Origin of the sequence: Micromonospora sp. NPDC050397, assembly GCF_044901685.1 — a bacterium.
In the GTDB taxonomy this organism is placed as follows: domain Bacteria; phylum Actinomycetota; class Actinomycetes; order Mycobacteriales; family Micromonosporaceae; genus Micromonospora_G.
The window spans coordinates 17,782-33,220 of the sequence record NZ_JBJDPS010000006.1 but is presented as its reverse complement, the minus strand read 5'-3'; the positions used below and the strand labels follow the sequence as shown (position 1 = coordinate 33,220).

Genomic DNA, 15,439 nt, shown 5'->3' with positions numbered 1-15,439 from the left:
GCGTCATGGCCGTCGCACTCCTTCCCGCAAGTCCCGCACAAGCCGATCGCATCCGCGAGGATCAGTGGCATCTTCAGTACTTGAAAGTATCCGAAGCTCATAAGTTGAGCCAAGGCGCCGGCATCACTGTCGCCGTCATCGATACCGGCGTAGATTCACACCCGGATCTGCAGAATAATCTTTTGCAGGGCATAGAAACCCTTCCGGGGGGCGAAGGCGACGGACGCGAGGATGTTGACAGTCACGGCACCAAGATGGCAGGCCTGATAGCCGCTCACGGACGGGGGAGCAACAGCGGCGCTTTGGGAATCGCCCCGAAGGCAAAAATTCTTCCAATTCGTTACGCTGCACATCCCGGCGATTCCACCGACGACAGCATTGCAAAGGGCATCGAATGGGCGACTACCCAAAAGGCGCAGGTGATAAGCATCTCGATTGGCGGCGGCACCTCGCCCAGAGAGTCCGCTGCAATCCGGTCCGCAATCTCAGCTGACATCGTTATCGTGGCCGCCGCTGGCAACATACCCCAAAGCTACGGGGTCGGCTTCCCGGCCGCCTACGATGGCGTAGTTGCGGTCGGTGCCAGCGATCACAACGGAAACCGAGCGGAGGTCTCCGTTAAGGGGGACAAGATAGCGATTCTCGCACCCGGTGTGGATATCTATGGCACCAGCTTTTCCGGGAAGTACAGCAAGGGAACTGGTACGTCGGACTCCACTGCGATCGTGGCTGGGGCGGCTGCGTTGATTCGGAGTCGGTATCCTGACCTTTCCGCCCCGGAGGTCGTACACCGGTTGACCGCGACCGCGGTGGACAAGGGTGCGCCGGGGCACGACGAGGAGTACGGCTATGGCGTACTCGATCTGATGGCGGCGCTGACGGCGGACGTACCCCCGCTTGCGGGTAGTGCGTCGGCGAGTGCGCCCGCGTCCGGCGGCCCGAGCCCGACGGCGACCGCGAATGCGGCGCCTGGAGACGCTCCGCGGGGAATGAGCACGAACACGCTGCTCGCCGCGTTCGGGATCTTCCTTTTCTTGGCCGTCGCGGTCGCACTGCTGGTCGTACGGTCCCACCGTCGTGCCGTCGGTGGCGGCGACGCACCACCCGCCTGAACCGTCGACGGGGCGGTGCCGGGTAGCGTACGGCTCCGTGCCTACGACAAATCCCCTGCGTTTTGTGCTCGCCTCGGCCAGTCCGGCCCGGCGCAAGAGCCTACGGGCCGCCGGCATCGAGCCCGAGGTGCTGGTCAGCGGCGTCGACGAGTCGACCGTGAACGCCGAGCGGGCCGAGACCCTTTGCCTCGATTTGGCCCGGCTCAAGGCGGAGGCGATCACCGAACGGATCCGCTCCACCAGCGGCCCGGGGACGCTCGTGCTCGGGTGTGACTCCGTGCTCGCCTTCGACGGCGAGATTCTGGGCAAACCGGCCGATGCGGCCGATGCCACCCGGCGCTGGAAGCAGATGCGCGGACGGGCGGGCGTCCTGCACAGCGGCCACTGCCTGATCGACGTGACCGGCGACCGGCGGGCCGAGGCGGTCGCGTCCACCACCGTGCACTTCGCCGAGATCAGCGACGATGAAATCATGGCGTACATCGCGACGGGTGAGCCGTTGCAGGTGGCGGGCGCATTCACGATCGACGGTCTGGGCGGGCCGTTCGTCGAACGGGTGGAGGGCGATCCGGGCACGGTCGTCGGGCTCTCCCTGCCGCTGCTCCGCAACCTGCTCGGCGAACTCGACCTGCGGATCACCGACCTGTGGCAGGGCTGAGAACCGACCTGCGCGAGGGCTGACCGGACCGGGCTGGGCCCTGTTCTACCGTAGCCGTCCGGCACTGGTCTAGCGTCGGGGCATGACCACCAAGTCGCTGCCGCTGACCGAGGAACTGCATTCGTACCTGGTCGCGCACGGGTCCCCGCCGGACGACATCGCCCGTGAGCTGATCGACGAGACCCTCGACGCGCTGCCCAACGATGCCCAGATGCAGGTCGCACCGGAGCAGGCGGCGCTGCTCACGTTCCTCACCCAACTCGTGAACGCGCGGCAGGCGGTGGAGGTGGGCACCTTCACCGGGATGTCGTCCCTGGCGATCGCCCGTGGTCTGCCCGCCGACGGGCGGCTCACCTGCTTCGACATCTCCTCGGAGTACACGTCGGTGGCCCGGCGGTACTGGGCTCGGGCGGGGGTGGACGACCGGATCGAGCTGCGGATCGGCCCGGCGGCCGAGGGCCTGCGGGCGCTGCCGCAGGAGCCGCACCTGGACCTGGCCTTCATCGACGCGGACAAGACCAGCTACCCGATCTACTGGGACGAGTTGGTGCCCCGGATGCGGCCGGGCGGGCTGATCGTCGTGGACAACGTGCTGCGGGGCGGTCGGGTGCTCGCACCACAGAACGAGGCGGACCGGGCGATCGTGGCTTTCAACGCTGACGTACGGGCCGACGTACGGGTGGACGTGGTGATGCTGCCGATCGCCGACGGCCTGACCCTGGCCCGTCGCCGCTGACCGCCGCCGTCTCGCCTCAGGCGTTAGGAAGGGCCCCTTCCTATACCGAAAGCGATAACAAGGGGCCCTTCCTTACACCTAGGGCGAGTAGGGCGGCGGTGACGATGAAGAGTGGGAGCAGCAGGAAGGCGAGGTGGGGTCCGACCGAGTCGGCCACCCGGCCGAGTACGACCGGCGCGATCCCGAATCCGACCGCGACCGAGTACGACGAGTAGGCCGCCGCCCGGTCGGCCTGCCCGGGGGCGGTGGCCAGTGCCATCGAGATGCCCAGTGGGTAGTGCATCGCGTTGCCCAGCCCGACCACGACCAGGCCGCCGACGGCGAGCCAGCCGATCGGCGCGGCCCAGAAGACGAGGAAGCCGACGAGCGACACGGCGAGGGCGGCGAGCAGGAACGGGACCGGCGCGATCCGGAGCGCGATCCGTCCGCCGAGCAGCCGGCCGAGGAACATGCCGGCGACGATCGCGGAGAGCGCCGCCGAAGCGGCCCCGGCCGACATGCCGGCGTTGTCGCGCAGCACGTCGGCGGCCCAGAGGGAGAGGCAGACCTCGATCGAGCCGGTGACGCCGAGCAGCAGCCAGGCGATCCAGTACGAGCGGGGTAGCCGCCCGGTACGGCCACCGGCAGCCGCCGTGGCGGGGGCACCGGACGGTAGGCGTACCCGGAAGGCGAGGGCGGCGACGGCGACCAGTGCGATCAGCCCGACCTCGACGGCGACCGCCGGACGCCAACCGAGTCCGGCGCCGACGGTGAGCCCGATGACGATCGGGGCGAGGATTCCCATGCCGGCGCAGGCCGCGTTCGCCTCGCTGATCGCTGCCGGGGAGTTGCCGGCGTGGTGGTCAGCGAGGGTGGTGTTGACACCACTGATCAGCATGCTGCCGAAGGTGGCGGCGACGGTCGCGGCGGTGAGGGTGGCCGGCAGGGTGTGGAAGAGGCAGAGTCCGACGACCGCGACAACGACGCCGGTCAGCCCGAGCCAGGTGGTGCGTCCCCGGCCGAGCCGGGCGGCCAGGAAGGGGAAGGTGATCCCGCCCAGCAGGGCGCCGACCGCGAGCGCGGTGCTGTGCAGGCCGGCGACGGCGGCGCTGGTGCCCTGCTCGTCGCGGAGCAGGGGTACGACCGGTCCGAAGCCGTACAGGAAGAATCCCCACACACCGAGTTGGGCGTAGGTCAGCCAGGTGATTCGGTCACGCGTGAGGCGGGGCACGCCCGTTACGCTACAAGCGCTCGGAGTGCACCCCGCCGACCAGGTGAAACGGTTTCGCGAAGCCGGTTACCGTACGCTGCGCGCGAATTCGCGGGCCGCCCAGGCGACCGAGGCGGCGGTCAGGATGGCGACGATGGTGAGGCCCTGCCACACCCGGTCGTTGCCGAGGTCCCCGGCGAAGAGCGCGCGGGTGCCGTCGACCGCCCAGGCGAACGGGTTCCAGTCGGCCACCGCCTGTAGCCAGGCCGGGGCGAAGGTGAGCGGCAGCAGGATGCCGGAGAGCAGCAGCAGCGGCTGGGCGAGGGTGTTCATCAGCGGGGCGAGGGCGTCCTCGCTCTTGACCACGAGGGCGATGCCGTACGAGACGGCCGAGGTCATCAGCGCGATCAGGGCGAGCAGCAGGTACGCCAGCAGCAGGTCACCGATGAAGACGGTGAGTCCGAACAGCAGCGCGAGCAGCGTGATGATGACCGCCTGGGCGATCAGCGAGACGACGTCGCGCAGCGAGCGGCCGAGCAGCAGGGCGAGCCGGCTGATCGGGGTGACCCGGGAGCGTTCGATCACGCCGGCACGTAGTTCGGCGATGAGTCCGAAGCCCTGGAACAGGCCGCCGAAGATGGCCAGCAGCACCAGCAACCCGGGTACGAAGATGCGGTAGGCCTCGGCCTGCGTCGGCGCGTTCAACGCGGGCTTGAGCAGGGGTGCGAAGAGCAGCAGGTACATCACCGGCTGGAAGACGCCGACAAAGACCCAGATCGGCTGCCGGAGGAGAAGCAGCATCTGCCGCTCGAAGATCAGCCAGGTGTCGCGGGCGAATTTCATCACTGTCTCCTGTAGCGGGGGTGGGCTCAGGACTCGCGCAGCGAGCGGCCGGTCTTGGTGAGGAACACGTCGTCGAGGCTGGGCCGGTGCAGTTCGATGGTGCGCAGCGGGACACCGGAGGTGTCGAGCGCGCGCAGGATCTGCGGAATGGCGGTGGCGCCGTCGTCGACGTAGAGGCGCAGCCCGCCGTCGTCGAGGGTTTCCAGCTTGAGCACGAAGGGCTGGGTGTCGAGTGCCTCGGCTGCCTTCGGGGTGGCACCCGACTCCAGGCCAACCTGCACCATCTCGCCGGAGATCTCCCGCTTGAGCTCGGTCGGCGTGCCCTCGGCGACGATCTCGCCGTGATCCATGATCGCGATGCGGTCACAGAGCGCGTCGGCCTCGTCGAGGTAGTGGGTGGTGATGAAGACCGTCATGCCGTCGGCGCGCAGCCGCCGGATCTCGTCCCACATGTGGGCGCGGCTCTGCGGGTCGAGGCCGGTGGTCGGCTCGTCCAGGAAGACGATCTTCGGCTCGTGGATGATGCCGAGCGCGATGTCGACCCGGCGACGTTGACCGCCCGAGTAGGTCCGGCACTTGCGGTCGGCGTACTCGGTGAGTTCGAACGCGGCGAGGGCCCGGATCGCGCGCTGCCGCGCCTCGGCCTTGCCGACGCCGTACATCCGGGCCTGGAGGACGAGTTCCTCGCGTGCGGTGGACTCGTCCCAGGTGCTGCCGCCCTGGGCCACGTAGCCGATCCGGCGACGCACCTCGCCCGGATCCGTACGCAGGTCGGCGCCGGCCACCATCGCCTCGCCCCCGTCCGGCTCGATCAGGGTGGCGAGCATCCGCAGGGTGGTGGTCTTGCCCGCGCCGTTCGGTCCGAGGAAGCCGAAGATCTCCCCCTCGCGCACCATCAGGTCGACGCCGCGCACCGCCTCCACCGTCTTGCTCTGTCGACCCTGCCGGGAGCGGAACGACTTCCGCAGCCCTTTGGTCTCGATCATCTTCTGCTCCTGGTTGGTCTGGCGGGCGCGACCGCCGCCCGCTCTCCCCCGGGGACCAACGCCGCAGGCGTCCACCCCAACGATCGGCCGAGGCTAACGCGATATAACTTTTCTAGTCAAGCTTGATTATTGCTCGTTCTCTGAATCTTCATGTATGTCCCCGGACTCCGCGAGCGCCTCGGTCTGCGCCCGCATCGCCTCCCAGCCCGGCGTCTCGCCCAACTCGGCCGGCAGGTACGGCACACCGGAGTCGATCCGCTCCGCGATCCGGTCGCACCAGGCGCTCTCGGCCTCCGAACGGGCCATCCAGAGCTCGAGCATCCAGCCCACGTGCAACGGCTTGGACCTGCGTATCCACTCAGAGCCGAGCGAGGCGCGCATCGACTCGTGCCCCGCCCGCAGCAACTGGGCCCGGTTGCGCAACGCCGCCGCCGCCTCCTCGCGGGGCAGCGCGGGCAGGAACGAGAAGGCCGCCGCGAACGGGTCGGGCGGGGTCTGCAACCGCCACCACATGTCTCTCAGCAGCGTCTCGAACTCGTCCTCGCCCTTCGTGGTCACCTCGTACGTGGTCCGGGCCGGGCGGCCACCGACCTGCTCGGTCGCCACCTCACGCAGCAACCCCTCCTCGGTCAGCTTGCGCAGGGCGTGGTAGATCGAACCAGGCTGTACGTTGGCCCAGTCGTCCGCGCTCCAGCTCAACAGCTCGCGCCGTACGTCGTAACCGTGCACGGGCTGCATCCAACGGACCAGACCGAGAATCATCATTCGGGTGCTCGACACACCCACAAGCGTAATAGCCAAATTTGACTAATCGTCGGAGCGGGGCGGGTCGAGCCGTCGCCACCGGAGGGCGCAGGGCGGCGCGCCGCCGCAGGCAGCGTCGGAGAACAGCTCCGCGGGCACCGCCGAAGGGCACCGCCGCAGGGCGGCAGCGCGGGGCAGCGCCCGGAGGGGCGGTACCGGGTGCCGCAGGACACACGCCGGCCCGGAGAACTTGATCAAAGTGCCCGATAAACTCCCCGCAGCACCCACCACCAGGGGTGGACCGAACAACGGACCATGTACAACGAGGATCGGGCTTGGCCGGTAACGCCCGGCGGCCGGGAGCCTCGTGGAGCGCGCAGAGCGCCATGAGCGAGCGCGGAGAGCGCCAGGAGAGGACGAGCGTGCGCAAGGTACTCATCGCCAACCGGGGCGAGATCGCCGTCCGGGTCGTCCGCGCCTGCCGGGACGCCGGCCTGGGCAGCGTCGCGGTCTACGCCGACTCCGACCGGGACGCCTTGCACACCACGCTCGCCGACGAGGCGTACGCGCTCGACGGCGACACGGCCGCCGACACGTACCTGCGGATCGACAAGCTGCTGGAGGTGGCTCGCCGCGCCGGGGCGGACGCGGTCCACCCGGGCTACGGCTTTCTCTCCGAGAACGCCGACTTCGCGGCGGCCGTCATCAACGCCGGGCTGACCTGGATCGGGCCGACCCCGCAGGCGATCCGCGACCTGGGTGACAAGGTCACCGCGCGGCACATCGCGCAGCGGGCCGGCGCTCCCCTGGTGCCCGGCACCCCCGACCCGGTCGAGGGGCCGGACGAGGTGATCGCCTTCGCCATCGACCATGGCCTGCCGGTGGCCATCAAGGCCGCCTTCGGCGGCGGCGGGCGCGGGCTGAAGGTGGCCCGGACCATGGAGGAGATCCCGGCGCTGTTCGAGTCGGCCACCCGTGAGGCGGTCGCCGCCTTCGGGCGCGGCGAATGCTTCGTCGAGCGCTACCTCGACCGTCCCCGGCACGTCGAGGCGCAGGTCCTCGCCGACCAGCACGGCAACGTCGTCGTGGTGGGCACCCGCGACTGCTCGTTGCAGCGCCGGCACCAGAAGCTGGTCGAGGAGGCACCCGCGCCATTCCTCACCGACGCGCAACGCGAGGAGATCCACGCCAGCGCGAAGGCGATCTGCCGGGAGGCCGGCTACCACGGCGCGGGCACGGTGGAGTACATGGTCGGCGTCGACGGCACCATCTCGTTCCTGGAGGTCAACACCCGGCTCCAGGTGGAGCATCCGGTCACCGAGGAGACCGCCGGCATCGACCTGGTCCGGGAGCAGTTCCGGATCGCGGACGGCGAGCGGCTGCGGCTGACCCAGGACCCGACGCCGCGCGGGCACTCGATCGAGTTCCGGATCAACGGCGAGGACCCGGGCCGAGGCTTCCTGCCCGCGCCCGGCACGGTGACCGCGCTGCGCCTGCCGACCGGTCCCGGCGTACGGGTCGACGCCGGCATCTCCGGCGGTGACGTGATCGGCGGCAACTTCGACTCGCTGCTGGCCAAGGTGATCATCACGGGCGAGACCCGGACCGAGGCGCTGGAACGGGCCCGGCGGGCGCTGGACGAGATGACCATCGAAGGGATGGCGACCGCGCTGCCGTTCCACCGGCTGGTGGTCCGCGACCCGGCCTTCACCGCCGAGCCGTTCGCCGTACACACCCGGTGGATCGAGACCGAGTTCGACAACACCGTGCCGGCGTTCACCGCCACGGCGCCGGCCGCCGAGCCGGCCGGTCCGCGCGAGACCGTCGTGGTCGAGGTGGGCGGCAAGCGGCTGGAGGTCAGCCTCCCCGCCGGCTTCGCCACCGGTACGGGGACCAGCCCGGCCCCCGCCCCGGCGGCCCGACGTGGCACCGGGCGCGGCGCCAGCGCCAAGAACGCGAACGCGGCCACCGGTGACGCGCTCACCTCGCCGATGCAGGGCACCATCGTCAAGATCGCGGTGACCGACGGTGACACCGTGGCCGAGGGTGACCTGGTGGTGGTGCTGGAGGCGATGAAGATGGAACAGCCCCTCTACGCCCACAAGAGTGGCGTGGTCAGCGGGCTGACCGCCGAGCCCGGCGCCGTGATCACCGCCGGTGCGGCGATCTGCGTCATCGGCTGACGCCCCGTCCGCCAGATCCCGCTGACCAGGAGTATCGGGGCTGGTCGGCGGGAATGACGACCGGGTGCGGTTCCTCACCGGCGCGGCGCCCGCGCACGACCTGACGTACAACGACGTCTTCATGGCCCCGGTCCGGTCGGACCTGGCGTCCCGGCTCGACGTCGACCTGGCCACCAGCGACGGCACCGGCACCACGATCCCGATCGTGGTGGCGAACATGACCGCGGTGGCGGGTCGGCGGATGGCCGAGACGGTGGCCCGGCGGGGCGCGATCACCGTACTGCCGCAGGACATCCCGATCGACGTGGTGACCGAGGTGGTCGGCTGGGTGAAGCGGCGGCACCTGGTGCACGACACCGCGATCACGCTCGGCCCGACCGACACCGTCGGCGACGCGATCCACCTGCTCCCCAAACGCGCGCACGGTGGGCTGGTGGTGGTCGACTCCGAGAACCGCCCGATGGGCGTGGTGACCGAGGCGGACACCGAGGGAGTGGACCGGTTCGCCCAGTTGCGTCATGTGATGTCGACCGAGTTGCACACCGTGCCGGCCGAGGCCGACCCGCGTACGGGTTTCGAGCGGTTGTCCCAGGGGCGTCGACGGCTCGCCCCGGTGGTCGACGTCGAGGGGCGGCTGGTCGGGGTGCTGACCCGGCAGGGCGCGCTACGGGCCACGCTGTACCGCCCGGCGCTGGACGACAAGGGGCGGCTGCGGGTGGCCGCCGCGATCGGGATCAACGGCGACGTGGCCGGCAAGGCGGCGGCGCTGCTCGACGCCGGGGTCGACACGCTGGTGGTGGACACCGCGCACGGTCACCAGGAACGGATGATCACGGCCCTGCGCGCGGTCCGGGCGCTCGACCCGACCGTCCCGCTGGTCGCCGGCAACGTGGTCACCGCCGACGGCGTACGCGACCTGGTGGCGGCGGGAGCGGACATCGTCAAGGTCGGCGTCGGGCCGGGCGCGATGTGTACCACCCGGATGATGACCGGGGTGGGGCGGCCACAGTTCTCCGCCGTGCTCGACTGCGCCACGGCCGCGGCGGAACTCGGCCGGCACGTCTGGGCCGACGGCGGCGTACGGCACCCGCGCGACGTCGCCCTGGCGCTCGCCGCCGGCGCCTCGAACGTCATGATCGGCTCGTGGTTCGCCGGCACCTACGAGTCCCCTGGTGACCTCTACTCCGACCCGGACGGACGGCGTTACAAGGAGAGCTTCGGGATGGCGTCGGCGCGGGCGGTGAGCGCCCGTACGGCCGAGGACAGCCCGTTCGACCGGGCTCGCAAGGCGGTGTTCGAGGAGGGCATCTCGACCGCCCGGATGTTCCTCGATCCGGCCCGCCCCGGGGTCGAGGACCTGATCGACGAGATCGTCGCGGGCGTACGCAGTGCCTGCACGTACACCGGCGCGGCAAACCTGACGCAGTTCTCGGCGAAGGCGCTGATCGGGGTGCAGAGCGCGGCCGGTTACACCGAGGGGATGCCGTTGCCGGCCGGCTGGTGACACCGCCGCGGGCCACACCAACCCGCCCGGCCGCTCTGGTCCGCCCGGCCAGCCGGACCGGGCCGCCCGGCCGGCGTACCGCATTCTGGTCCGCACCGACCGGCGTACCGCGCACACTGGTCCGCACCGACCGGCGTGTCGCCTTCCGGTCGGTGCGCACCGGTCAGCCGGTCCGGAAGAGGTGCTGGAGCACGGCCCGACCGGCCACCGCCGGGTCGTCGCCGATGTCGCCCGGCAACGCGCCGCTGAGCCAGAGGGTGGCGAAGCCGTGCACGATCGACCACGCGGCCAGCCCGACGGAGCGGCCGTCCGGCCCCTCGTCGGGCGGTTCGGCCAGGGTCGCCACCCCGGCCTGCAACTCGGTGGAGGCCCGCTCTTTGGCGGCGACCAGCGACGGGTCGTCCTGGCGGTACAACTCGGGACGGAACATCACCTCGAAGTGCGCCCGGTGGTGGACGGCGAACAGGAGGTAACCGACCCCGATCTCCAGCAGGTCACCGGTCCGCGCGCGTACCCGGCTCAGCTCGTCGGCGAGCAGGTCGAAGCCCTGGGTGGCGAGCACGGTGAGCAGGCCGGCCTTGTCACCGAAGTGGTGGGTCGGTGCGGCGTGCGAGACCCCGGCCCGACGAGCCAGGTCGCGCAGGCTCAGGGCGGCCGGCCCGGACTCCCCGATCGCGTCGACCGCCGCCGCCAGCAACGCGCGTTGCAGGTCCCCATGGTGGTACGGCCGGCCCGCCGCGATCTCCTCGGTCACGCCTCCACCCTATCTAGCCCCTGACAAGATCCCCGAAGGAAGGGCCCCTTCCTAACCAATAGCGTTAGGAAGGGGCCCTTCCTCACCCCTGCGGCAGGAGGTCGGCGGCCTGGCTGGCGACCACCTCGCCGACGAGGCGGAGTGCCTCGGGGGCGGGTACGGGGTCGAGCGCCCGTCCGTCGCGCAGACGCAACGACACCAGCCCCTCGGCCGCCTCCCGGGCACCGATCACCGCCGCGTACGGCACCCGTCGGCGGGCCGCCGCGCGTACCCGGGCGCCCAGCGAGCCCTCCGCCGCGAGTTCCGCCCGCAGGCCAGCCTCCACGGCACTGCGGGCGAAGGCCGCCGCCACCTCGTGCTGCTCCGGTCCGATCGGCAGCACCTCCAGTTGCACCGGCGCGTACCAGGCCGGGAACGCACCCTCGTGCACCTCGATCAGGTACGCGAACAGCCGCTCCATGCTGCCGACCAGGCTGCGGTGCACGATCACCGGTCGACGGGACCGACCGTCGGAGTCCATGTACGACAGACCGAACCGCTCGGCCTTGTCGAAGTCGAGCTGGACGGTGGAGAGGGTCGACTCCCGGCCGGCGGGATCCTGGATCTGGATGTCGATTTTCGGCCCGTAGAACGCCGCCTCCCCGGGCGCCTCGACGTACGGCTGCCCCGCCGCGTCGAGCGCCTCCCGGAGCAGATCCTCGGCCCGCTGCCACTCCTGCTCGTCGCCGACGTACTTCTCCCCCGGGCCGCGCAGCGACAACCGGAACCCGGCCGGCCGTACGCCGAGCGCGGCGTGCGCGGTCCGGATCAGTCCGAGTATCTCCGCCACCTCGGCGCCGACCTGCTCCAACGCGCAGAAGTTGTGCGCGTCGTTGAGCCAGATGGCACGTACCCGGCTGAGGCCACCGAGCACCCCGGAACGCTCCGAGCGGTACATCCCGCCCAACTCGCCGATCCGCAGCGGCAACTCCCGGTACGACCGGCCGCGCGCGCCGAAGACCAGACAATGGTGCGGACAGAGCGCCGGCCGGAGCACGAACTCGTCGTCCTCCGAGATCATCATCGGCGGGAACATGTCATCGTCGAAGTAGGGCAGGTGCCCCGATCGTTCGAACAGCTCGCGTTTGCCCAACGGCGGCGAGTAGACGTGCTGGTAGCCGGCGCGACGTTCCAACTCGCGGACGTACTCCTCGACGGCGTGCCGGGCGGCGGCGCCGGCCGGCAGCCAGATCGGCAGGCCCGCGCCGGACAACGGGTCGGCGTGGAACAACTCAAGCTCGCGACCCAACCTGCGGTGGTCGACCATGTCCTGCTCCCAACTCCGGTACGACCCTGGGCCCGACCCGCCGGATCGGCGGTGCGGACCGGTCGGGGCGACCGAACCGGGACAGGTACGAAGCAGCCCCGGAGCGGTTCGCCCCGGGGCCGTTGGTTGACGGTGAAAATCGCGTCAGCGCGGCACGCCGGGGTACCCCGGCGTCGTCGTCACTATCGCGCTGCGCTGCATGGCCGACATGTTACGTCGCCGCCCGCTCACCCCGCATCCGCGATTCCCGCCGACCGCTCCGCACCCTCCAGCATCGATTGTCATCTTTGCGACTTAGTGGCGTCCATCCCGGTTCACGGAGGTTGAGCATGATATCCACCCTGATCAGCCGACCCGCCCTCCACGGTCGCCGGGCGGCCGACCGATCTCCGGCAGTCTCCGGGAGGCACCCCATGACCCCCACGACCACCCAGACCCGGCACCCCTGGCGAGCCACCGCACGGACCATCCTCGCCGCACTCGTCGGCGCCCTCTCCCTGGTACCCACCGTCGCGGCCACCACCGGGCTGGACACCGTACCGGCGGTCGCCCAGCTCGTCGTGGTCGCCGGTGTGATCACCCGGATTCTGGCGATCCCGGGCGTGGACCGCTGGCTCCGCCGGTACCTGCCCTGGCTGGCCTCGGCACCCCGCAACGACGTGCAACCGGCGACACCGGTCCAACCGGGCGCCTGACCGCGGCGGCGCCGACGGGGCGCCCGAACTCGACCGGTCCAACCCGGGGCCTGACCACAGCCGGTTCAACCCGGCGCCCGGACTCGACCGGTCCAACCCGGCGCACGACCGCGGCGGGTTCAACCCGGCGCACGACCGCGGCGGGTCCGACCGGACGTGCCCGGGACGACGGCGGACCGTGGCCCACGATGGGGCCGCCGGCGCGGGACCCGCCGGCGGCCCGTCGGCTAGCCGTAACCGTCAGGAACGGGGGGACCTGCGGTGGCGGGGTCGCGTGTTCCAACGGTACGCCGGTCGCCCCGTTCGCCGGGTCCCGTCGACGACGTGCACCACGATCCGTACGCGGACCGACACGACACCGGCGCCAACATCGCGTGATCAGCGGCCGATGGCCGTAGCGTGGCCGGTATCACCACTGGTCGGGCCTGTGCCAGCCGGCATGGAAGGGCAGTTCAGGCTCGTCCGAGACCATGTCGGCCGAACGCGTCGAGGTGAACCGCGTGCCCGAGCTACTCACCAACGTCGCGTCACCCGCGTCGGCGTACCTGGCGCTGTTCGGCCTCCTCGTGCTGGACGCCTTCGTGCCGGTGATCCCGACCCAGGTCGTGATGATCACGGGCGGGGCGCTGACCATCTACGGCGACCTGAACCTGCCACTCACCATCGGCGTCGGCGCGCTCGGCGTGTTCTGCGGCGACACGGCCTGTTACCTGCTCGGCCGCATCGGTGCGGAACGGCTGCGCCACGGCTGGCACCTGCTGCGTGATCTGGTCACCTCGGCAACCGGCGGTTCGGCCGCCGGGAAACACACCGGCCACCGGAACCCGATCTCCGGCCCGGCGGACGGTGAGCCGGCCCCGGACGGCGGCTCGCGCCCGCGTCAGGGCGCCGGACGGTTCACCCGGGCGCTACGGCAACCCGGGCCGCTGGTCATCCTGCTCTGCCGCTTCGTGCCGGGTGGGCGCATGATCGCCTGCTTCAACGCCGGCCGGCTCCGTTACCCGTACCGGCGCTTCCTCGCGTACGACGCGCTGGCCGCGCTCGCGTGGGCGGCGTACGGCGCACTTGTCGGCCACCTCGGCGGCGCCGCGCTGACCGACTCGGTGTGGCGGCTCGCCGTCGTGGCCGTGCTCGCCGCCGGCGGTTTTGCCGCCGCCGGGTGGGCGTTGACCCTCTCCGGCGGACGGACCACCGGGGAGCTGCCAACGCCGGAGCCGGCGCTGGCAGCTCCCGGCATCACTGGAGTTCGTGCAGCATCAGCTGACGCGCCGCCTCGGTGACCGAGCCGGACAGCGACGGGTAGATCGTGATGGTGTGGGCCAACTGGTCCACGGTCAGGTTGTTCTCCACCGCCAGGGTGATCGGCAGGATCAGCTCGCTCGCCTTCGGCGAGACGACCACACCGCCGACCACCTGACCGCTCGCCGGCCGGCAGAAGAGCTTCACAAAACCGTCGGAGAGGTCGTCCATCTTCGCCCGCGCGTTGCCGTTGAGCGGCAGCATCACCTGCCGGGCCGGGGTACGCCCGGAGTCCACCTCGTCCTGCGACACCCCGACGGTGGCCAACTCCGGGTCGGTGAAGACGTTCGCGGCGACGGTCCTCAGCCGCAGCGGCGCAACCGCCTCGCCGAGCGCGTGCCACATCGCGATCCGGCCCTGCATCGCCGCGACGCTGGCCAGCGGCAGCACGCCGGTGCAGTCCCCGGCTGCGTAGATGCCGGGCACGTTGGTCCGGGACACCCGGTCGGTGGTGATGTACCCGCCCGGCGAGACGGCGATGCCGTACTCGGTCAGGCCCAGGTCGGCGGTGTTCGGAATCGATCCGACCGCCATCAGGGCGTGCGAGCCGGTCAGCGTACGGCCGTCGGAGAGCTCCACCTCGACGCCGTCGGCGGTCCGCCGCACCCCGTTGGCCCGGGAGTTGTTCAGGATGGTCATGCCCCGGGCGCGGAACACCTGCTCGATCGCGGCGGCGGCGTCGGCGTCCTCGTGCGGCATCACCCGCTCCCGGCTGGAGACGAGGGTCACCCGTACGCCCATGGCCAGGTAGGCACTGGCGAACTCGGCGCCGGTGACACCGGAGCCGATCACGATCAGGTCCTCCGGCAGTTCCGGCAGGTCGTACACCTGGCGCCAGGTCAGGATCCGCTCGCCGTCCGGCACCGCGCTCGGCAGCACCCGTGGCGTGGCCCCGGTGGCGATCAGCACCGTCGAGGCGTCGAGCGAGTACTCGGAGTCACTCTCCGTCGGGGTGACCAGCACCCGGTGGGTGTGACCGAGGGTGTCCTCGCCGAGCCGGGCGTGACCCGAGACGAAGGTGACGCCCGCTTTGATCAATTTGGCGTGGATGTCCCCCGACTGGGCCAGGGCGAGGCGCTTGACCCGCGCGTACACCGCCTCCGCGTCGACGGTGACCGCCTCCAACCCGTCCGAGTGGACCCCGAACTCCTCCGTGTCCCGGTAGCCGGTGACCACAGCGGAACTGGCGATGAAGGTCTTTGACGGGACGCAGTCGGAAAGTACGCACGCACCCCCGGCCCCGTCTGCCTCGATGACGGTGACGTCGGCGTCCAACTGGGCCGCGACCAGCGCGGCCTCGTAACCCGCCGGCCCCCCGCCGATGATCACGATACGACTCACAGGACTTGCCCTTCGTTGGTGCTCACAGTGACTTTCTTCTCCCCAACCCGTCCGACACGCACGGTCGTATTCTCCACCACCCCTCCGCC

At 70.8% G+C, this 15,439-nt stretch carries 14 protein-coding genes; 7 read left to right on the top strand and 7 right to left on the bottom strand.

From position 1 onward, the window contains the following. Positions 1-5: 5 nt before the first annotated feature. From mycP to ACI2K4_RS21225, 3 genes are all read left to right on the top strand, one after another. Positions 6-1,112 carry a type VII secretion-associated serine protease mycosin gene (gene mycP / locus ACI2K4_RS21235; RefSeq protein ID WP_404513451.1) on the top strand — a complete coding sequence of 369 codons (1,107 nt, stop codon included), beginning with the start codon at positions 6-8 and terminating at the stop codon, positions 1,110-1,112. Positions 1,113-1,149: 37 nt separating this feature from the next. Next, complete coding sequence (locus ACI2K4_RS21230; RefSeq protein ID WP_404513450.1) at positions 1,150-1,770, top strand: Maf family protein; 621 nt, start codon at positions 1,150-1,152, stop codon at positions 1,768-1,770. 82 nt (positions 1,771-1,852) lie between these two features. Beyond that, complete coding sequence (locus ACI2K4_RS21225; RefSeq protein WP_404513449.1) at positions 1,853-2,506, top strand: O-methyltransferase; 654 nt, start codon at positions 1,853-1,855, stop codon at positions 2,504-2,506. A gap of 40 nt (positions 2,507-2,546) precedes the next feature. Here the strand turns inward: ACI2K4_RS21225 and ACI2K4_RS21220 are convergent, their stop codons facing one another. From ACI2K4_RS21220 to ACI2K4_RS21205, 4 genes are all read right to left on the bottom strand, one after another. Further along, complete coding sequence (locus tag ACI2K4_RS21220) at positions 2,547-3,716, bottom strand: MFS transporter (RefSeq protein ID WP_404513448.1); 1,170 nt, start codon at positions 3,714-3,716, stop codon at positions 2,547-2,549. A 66-nt stretch (positions 3,717-3,782) separates the two neighbouring features. Further along, complete coding sequence (locus ACI2K4_RS21215; RefSeq protein WP_404513447.1) at positions 3,783-4,538, bottom strand: ABC transporter permease; 756 nt, start codon at positions 4,536-4,538, stop codon at positions 3,783-3,785. Positions 4,539-4,564: 26 nt separating this feature from the next. Beyond that, positions 4,565-5,524: an ATP-binding cassette domain-containing protein gene (locus ACI2K4_RS21210; RefSeq protein ID WP_404513446.1), complete on the bottom strand. Its 960-nt coding sequence runs from the start codon at positions 5,522-5,524 to the stop codon at positions 4,565-4,567. 126 nt (positions 5,525-5,650) lie between these two features. Then, positions 5,651-6,289, bottom strand: coding sequence for a PadR family transcriptional regulator (locus ACI2K4_RS21205; RefSeq protein WP_404514053.1), 639 nt, complete (start codon positions 6,287-6,289; stop codon positions 5,651-5,653). Positions 6,290-6,690: 401 nt separating this feature from the next. Here ACI2K4_RS21205 and ACI2K4_RS21200 point away from each other — a divergent pair, with 401 nt between their 5' ends. Both ACI2K4_RS21200 and ACI2K4_RS21195 read left to right on the top strand, forming a co-directional pair. Next, positions 6,691-8,451: an acetyl/propionyl/methylcrotonyl-CoA carboxylase subunit alpha gene (locus tag ACI2K4_RS21200; RefSeq protein ID WP_404513445.1), complete on the top strand. Its 1,761-nt coding sequence runs from the start codon at positions 6,691-6,693 to the stop codon at positions 8,449-8,451. 64 nt (positions 8,452-8,515) lie between these two features. Continuing rightward, positions 8,516-9,955 (top strand): GuaB1 family IMP dehydrogenase-related protein, encoded by a 1,440-nt coding sequence (locus ACI2K4_RS21195; RefSeq protein ID WP_404513444.1) that lies wholly within the window; start codon positions 8,516-8,518, stop codon positions 9,953-9,955. A gap of 163 nt (positions 9,956-10,118) precedes the next feature. Here ACI2K4_RS21195 and ACI2K4_RS21190 read toward each other — a convergent pair whose 3' ends face one another. Together ACI2K4_RS21190 and thrS are read right to left on the bottom strand one after the other, a co-directional pair. Further along, complete coding sequence (locus ACI2K4_RS21190) at positions 10,119-10,697, bottom strand: TetR/AcrR family transcriptional regulator (protein ID WP_404514051.1); 579 nt, start codon at positions 10,695-10,697, stop codon at positions 10,119-10,121. 94 nt (positions 10,698-10,791) lie between these two features. Next, entirely contained in the window at positions 10,792-12,015 is a 1,224-nt protein-coding gene (thrS, locus tag ACI2K4_RS21185) for a threonine--tRNA ligase (RefSeq protein WP_404513443.1), read from the bottom strand. Between the two features lie 413 nt (positions 12,016-12,428). Here thrS and ACI2K4_RS21180 point away from each other — a divergent pair, with 413 nt between their 5' ends. Continuing rightward, positions 12,429-12,710: a hypothetical protein gene (locus ACI2K4_RS21180; RefSeq protein WP_404513442.1), complete on the top strand. Its 282-nt coding sequence runs from the start codon at positions 12,429-12,431 to the stop codon at positions 12,708-12,710. 500 nt (positions 12,711-13,210) lie between these two features. Beyond that, on the top strand, positions 13,211-13,990 hold the full coding sequence (locus tag ACI2K4_RS21175; RefSeq protein WP_404513441.1) for a DedA family protein: 780 nt from the start codon (positions 13,211-13,213) through the stop codon (positions 13,988-13,990). Here the strand turns inward: ACI2K4_RS21175 and ACI2K4_RS21170 are convergent. Beyond that, the gene (locus ACI2K4_RS21170; RefSeq protein ID WP_404513440.1) at positions 13,947-15,350 is read right to left on the bottom strand and encodes an NAD(P)H-quinone dehydrogenase; all 1,404 of its coding nucleotides are present in this window, start codon (positions 15,348-15,350) and stop codon (positions 13,947-13,949) included. The two genes, ACI2K4_RS21175 and ACI2K4_RS21170, sit on opposite strands and share 44 nt — an antisense overlap. Positions 15,351-15,439 lie beyond the last annotated feature (89 nt).